3 protein-coding genes are annotated in these 4989 nt (G+C 75.7%); all 3 read right to left on the bottom strand.

Annotated features, from left to right (window positions below):
• Positions 1-71: 71 nt before the first annotated feature.
• Positions 72-2987: an SCO1167/SCO6262 family helicase gene (locus B7L92_RS25695; RefSeq protein WP_170102238.1), complete on the bottom strand. Its 2916-nt coding sequence runs from the start codon at positions 2985-2987 to the stop codon at positions 72-74.
• A gap of 130 nt (positions 2988-3117) precedes the next feature.
• Positions 3118-3681 (bottom strand): sugar kinase, encoded by a 564-nt coding sequence (locus tag B7L92_RS25690; protein WP_081239775.1) that lies wholly within the window; start codon positions 3679-3681, stop codon positions 3118-3120.
• Positions 3678-4829, bottom strand: coding sequence for an ROK family glucokinase (locus B7L92_RS25685; protein WP_081239774.1), 1152 nt, complete (start codon positions 4827-4829; stop codon positions 3678-3680). Before B7L92_RS25685 ends, B7L92_RS25690 begins: the two co-directional genes overlap by 4 nt.
• Between the last annotated feature and the right edge of the window lie 160 nt (positions 4830-4989).

The raw sequence follows: 4989 nt of genomic DNA, 5'->3' as shown, positions 1-4989 counted from the left end.
CGCCCGTCCGACGGCGGCCCGCTCCCGCGCCGCGCGCAGGGCCTCGCGGGCCTCGTCGGACGGGCGGGGCGTCATGCCGGCCTCCGCAGGGACACCAGGTCGGACAGGTCGCGGTCGGACAGTTCCGTGAGGGCCGCCTCGCCGGAGCCGAGGATCGCGTCGGCGAGGGCGCGCTTGGACTGGAGCATCTCGGCGATGCGGTCCTCGACGGTGCCCTCGGTGATGAGGCGGTGGACCTGGACGGGCTGGGTCTGGCCGATGCGGTAGGCGCGGTCGGTGGCCTGCTCCTCGACCGCCGGGTTCCACCAGCGGTCGAAGTGGACGACGTGGCCCGCGCGGGTGAGGTTCAGGCCGGTGCCGGCGGCCTTGAGCGACAGCACCAGGACGGGGGTCGCCCCGCTCTGGAAGCGGTCCACCATGCGCTCCCGCTCCGGCACCGGCGTACCGCCGTGGAGGAGGTCGACCGGGACCGCGCGCTCGGCGAGGTGCGCGGTGATCAGCCGGGCCATCCCGACGTACTGCGTGAACACCAGGGCCGAGCCGTCCTCGGCGAGCAGGGTGTCCAGCAACTCGTCCAGCAGGGCGAGTTTGCCCGAGCGGGCGGCGAGCCGGCCGCCCCCGCCCCGTGTGTGCTCCTCCTTCAGGTACAGCGCCGGGTGGTCGCAGATCTGCTTGAGCGAGCTCAGCAGTTTCAGCACCAGGCCGCGGCGGCCCATGCCCTGTGCGCTCTCGATGGCGAGCAGGGACTCGCGGACCACCGCCTCGTAGAGCGCGGCCTGTTCGCGGGTGAGCGGCACGGGGTGGTCCGTCTCGGTCTTGGGCGGCAGTTCGGGGACGATGCCCGGGTCGGACTTCCTGCGCCGCAGCAGGAAGGGGCGCACCAGGCGGGCGAGGCGCTCGGCCGCCTCCTCGTCCTCGCCGGTCTCCACCGCGCGCGCGTGCCGGGCGCGGAAGGACTTCAGGGGGCCGAGGAGTCCCGGGGTCGTCCAGTCGAGCAGGGCCCACAGCTCGGAGAGGTTGTTCTCGACGGGGGTCCCGGTCAGCGCCACCCGCGCCGGGGTCTTGATCGTGCGCAGCGCCTTCGCCGTGGCCGAGTGGGGGTTCTTGACGTGCTGGGCCTCGTCGGCGACGACCATGCCCCACGTCCGCGCGGCCAGGGCCGGCGCGGCGGAGCGCATGGTGCCGTAGGTGGTGAGGACGAAGCCGCCGTCCAGGTCGTCCAGGGTGCGGTCGGGGCCGTGGAAGCGGCGGACGGGGACGCCGGGTGCGAACCGGGCGATCTCCCGCTGCCAGTTGCCGAGCAGCGAGGCCGGGCAGACCACCAGGGTCGGTTCGGTGCGGGCCCGCTTCAGGTGCAGGGCGATGAGGGTGATCGTCTTGCCCAGTCCCATGTCGTCGGCGAGGCAGCCGCCGAGGCCGAGGGAGGTCATGAGGTCGAGCCAGGCCAGGCCCCGCAACTGGTACTCGCGCAGGGTGGCGGCCAGGCCGGGCGGCGGCTCGGCGGGCCGCACGCCGGCGGTCAGGCGGTCGCGGAGGGCGGCCAGGGCACCGGCCGGCACCGCCTCGACCGTCTCGCCGTCGACCTCCGCACGGCCGGTGAGGGCGACGGACAGCGCGTCGACCGGGTCGAGCAGCCCCAGGTCCCGTCTGCGGGCCTTGCGGACGAGGGCGGGGTCGACCAGCACCCACTGGTCGCGCAGCCGGACGACCGGGCGGTGGGCCTCGGCCAGGGCGTCCATCTCGGCCTCGGTGAGCGGGTCGCCGCCGAGCGCGAGCTGCCAGCCGAACCGCAGCAGGTCCTCGCTCTCGAAGAAGCCGGTGCCGTCGGTCGCCGAGCCGGGGGCCGGGCGGATGACCGCCGTGGCGGTCAGGTCCTGGGCGAGGTCCCGGGGCCAGTGCACCGCGACCCCGGCCGCGGCGAGCCGGCCGGCCGCCGCGCCGAGCAGGTCGTTCAGCTCGTCCTCGGACAGCGCCAGCACGTCGGGCACGTCCTGGTCGCCGAGCCGGTCCAGCGGCGGCCAGACGCGGGCCGCGCGGCGGACCGCGAGGGCGGCGTCCACCCGCGCGCGCGGGCCGAAGGCGCCGTCCGCCCCGCCCGCCCACAGGTCGGCCGCGTCGACCACCAGCGTGGGGTCGGCGAGGCTGTGCACCTGGACGACCGCCGCGCCCGCGGCGCGCGTGCCGTCGCCGCCCGCGGGGGCGCCGTCGAAGAGGTCGTACGCGGACAGGTCGAGACGGAGCGAGATCCGCACGCCCGCGTCCATGCCGGCGGCGACCTCCGCGGCCCAGTCGTGGGCGCCGGGCAGCCGCTGGGCCCGCCGGGCGGCGAACGGCGCTCCGGAGGCGTACGGCGCGGCCGGGGTGCGGGGCAGGGTGTCGGCGACCGCGTCCAGGAAGGCGCGCACCAGCGCCTCCGGCTGCGGCAGCCGCAGGGGGCCGGGGCCGGGCAGCGGGACGGCGTGGCCCTCGTACGGGAGGGCGGCGGCCACGGCGCGCAGGTGGGCCACGTCGTCCGGGTCGAGCGGGCCGGCGCGCCAGGCGTCGTGGCCGGTGGCGGTCAGGCCGGGCAGCAGCCGACCGCGCGCCGTGAGCCGCAGCGCGTGCAGGGCGGCGGCGCCCCAGCAGGCGGTGGCCGGGTGGGCCGCGGGGTCGTGGCGGGCGCGGACCAGCAGCGGCAGCGCCTCGTCGAGGGGGAGCGAGAGGGCCGGGGTCGCCCGCCGGCGGACCCCGGTGCCGTGCGGGCGGACCACGGTGAGGTCGGTGCGCCGTGCGGGTGCGGCCCCGTCGGGTGCGTCGTCGGGCGGTCCGGGGTGCTCCTGCCCGGGGACCTCGACGGGGCCGCCCTCGGGGTCGTAGAGGGCGATGCGTCCGTCGCGCGGGAGGGGTGCGGGCAGGAAGACGGCGGCGAGCCGGACGGGGACGTCCGTGCCGCCCGTGCCGCCGGACCCGGTCGTGGTCCGTCCGGCCGTCACGGTCCGTCCGTCCATGTGTCCCGCCATGTGTCTCGTCACCTCCCGCCCGCGTGCCGGACCGGTCCGTCCCCGACTCTACGGGCGGGGTCCGACAATCGGTTCCGGCGGCCCGTCCGGCGCACACCGGCCCCGGGGCGGCGCGGGGTCAGGGCACGGTGCGGGAGACGACGTACACCCAGGGATAGCCCGGCTTGTCGTGGTTGACGACGATGTCGTGGGTGGGTGCCGGGTCCTTCTGCTCGTGGGCGAGGCCCGACCAGGTGCCGGGGCCGTCGAAGGTCCAGCCGGTGACGTTGCGGTCGCGCTCCCCGATGGTGATGTCACCCTGCTTCAGGTCGTCCGGGTGCAGGCCCATGCTGGTGAGGAAGGCGCTCAGACCCGCGTCGGTGGTCTCGAACTCGACGTAGAGGCGGCTGGTCTTCCAGTTGTTGGTCTCGTAGTACGCCACCCACCAGGCGGGGTGCGGGACGGGCACCTGGTAGAGGCGGCGCTGCAGCTTCGACGGCCAGCCCTCGGTCAGTCCGGTCGCGGAGTACTTCGCCTCCTTGTCCTTGCCGCTGGCCCGGCTCTGGTTCGCGGAGATCACCAGGTACCCGGCCGGGACGCCGATGAGCAGCACGATGATCAGCAGGGTGAGCGCCCTGCGGCGGATCGCGTGCCGGCGGCCCTCGGCCGGGGCCGCCGTCCGTTGGGGGAACTCGCCCGTCACAGCGACTCCTGGACGGCGCGGCGGGCCTGTGCGTAGTACCGCTCGTAGCGCTCGTAGCGCTCGACCCGGCGGCGCTTGGCCCGGCGGAAGCGGCGGGCGACCAGGCGGGCGAGGTCGGCGGCGCCGACCATGCCGGCCTCGGGGCCGAGCTGGGCGCGGACGATGTGGGCCTCGGGGCGGTAGCCGCGGCCGGTGAGGTGGCGCTTGAAGGCGTCCCGCGCGGGGCCGATCAGCAGGTCGTCGGCGGCCGATACCCCGCCGCCGATGACGAAGCAGGACGGGTCGAGGGCGGCGGCGAGGTTGGCGATGCCGACGCCGAGCCACTGCCCGATGTCCTGGAGCAGTTCGATGCACATGGCGTCGCCGTCCCGGGCCAGCTCGGTGATCATCGGGCCGCTGATGTCGGCGATGTTCCCTTTGACGTGCTCGATGATCCCGAAGGCGACCGGTGAGTCGGCGGCGGCCAGTTCGCGCGCCTCGCGGACCAGGGCGTTGCCGGAGCTGTACTGCTCCCAGCAGCCGCGGTTGCCGCAGGGGCAGCGGTGGCCGCCGGGGACGACCTGCATGTGCCCGAACTCCCCGGCGACGCCGTACTTTCCGCGCTTGACCTGCCCGTCCTCCAGGATCGCGCCGCCGATGCCGGTGCCCAGGGTGATCATGACGAGGTGGTCCTCGCCGCGCCCGGCACCGAAGCGCCACTCGGCCCAGGCGGCGGTGTTGGCGTCGTTGTCGACCAGCACGGGCACGGACAGCCGCCCGGAGAGGCGGTCGCGCAGCGGCTCGTTGCGCCAGGACAGGTGGGGGGCGAACAGCACGCGGTTGCGGTCGGCGTCGACCCAGCCGGCCGCGCCGATGCCGACGGCGTGCACGTCGTGCCGGTCGGACAGGTCCAGCACCAGTTCGACGATGGTGTCCTCGACGACCTTCGGGCTCTTGGACTTGTCCGGGGTCTCCGCGCGGAGCTTCTCCAGGATGTTGCCGTCGGCGTCCACCACTCCCGCCATGACCTTCGTGCCGCCGATGTCGATGCCCACCGTCGGGACACGGGGTGCCGTCAGGTGGGAGCGGCGCTCCCGCGTGCCGACGGTTCTGAGGACCGGGGCCCGGCGGGAGCCGATGGGGGCGGTGAAGTCGCGGTAGGTGCTCATCGAGCCCGATTCTGCCGCACCGCCCCGCCCGGCACCGAACGGGACGGCCGGGAAAGGGCGCGCCCCACCACCGGTCGCCGGCGGCCCGTGGCCGTTCGCGCCCGCACCGCGAAGCCGCGCACCGGCACGGTCCCGCGCCCCCGGGTGTGCCGTACGGCAC

Source organism: Streptomyces viridosporus (assembly GCF_002078235.1).
Taxonomy (GTDB): domain Bacteria; phylum Actinomycetota; class Actinomycetes; order Streptomycetales; family Streptomycetaceae; genus Streptomyces; species Streptomyces viridosporus.
This window is presented reverse-complemented; position numbering and strand designations above follow the sequence as displayed.

Excerpts from the sequence above, each read along its gene's own strand:
- B7L92_RS25685 (WP_081239774.1), bottom strand. The coding sequence starts at position 4,829 with ATGAGCACCTACCGCGACTTCACCGCCCCCATCGGCTCCCGCCGGGCC.
- B7L92_RS25695 (WP_170102238.1), bottom strand. The coding sequence starts at position 2,987 with ATGGACGGACGGACCGTGACGGCCGGACGGACCACGACCGGGTCCGGC.